Consider the following 649-nt stretch of genomic DNA (forward strand, 5'->3'; position numbering starts at 1 on the left):
AGTATCTTATGAAAAATATACCGATGAAAATAATAATGAACAATATAATCTAGATAATCCTATCGCGGTAAAAGAATTATCTTGGACATTTCAAGAATGAGATAATATAACAAAACAACACATAACAGTAACAACATATTTTCATAAAACATATTCTAATCAATTTACTTTTAATCCTTTTGATAAATACCATGTCTTTTATGAAAAATTTGTAACCCCATATTTACCTTTAAATGAAAGAATTAAAAATATTTTAAAAGAACACAATCAAGTATATTCAGAAAATAAACAAGCTTTTAATGGTTTAGGTATTTTTAATCTGCGATTAACAATGGGTGCTGTTTGAAATAAAATACCTGATATTACCAAAAAAATTGTTTTAGCAAATAAAGAAGAGCGACCAGATTTATTTGAACTTGAATATTATGGTTTTGAATATAATGATAATGACCCTAGTATTTATGTTTTACGAAATTATCGTAAATATACTAAAGAGTATAACTTACAAGATTTCTATAATACAAATAGAAAACAATATCAATTTGATAGTTATTCAGTTGGTGTTGATTATGCTAATGGTAGTGAAGACCACACTGTATTTTTATTTAGTGGCTATAAAATTAATGAAAATAATGAATATGATAAATAT

1 protein-coding gene is annotated in these 649 nt (G+C 23.7%); it reads left to right on the top strand.

What is annotated here, in order from left to right; genetic code table 4:
* On the top strand, positions 1-649 hold a 649-nt coding region (locus EHU54_RS06095), incomplete at both ends, for a hypothetical protein (RefSeq protein ID WP_400249510.1).

The sequence above is a fragment of the Spiroplasma sp. ald genome (genome assembly GCF_044714355.1).
Taxonomy (GTDB): domain Bacteria; phylum Bacillota_I; class Bacilli_A; order Mycoplasmatales; family Mycoplasmataceae; genus Spiroplasma; species Spiroplasma phoeniceum.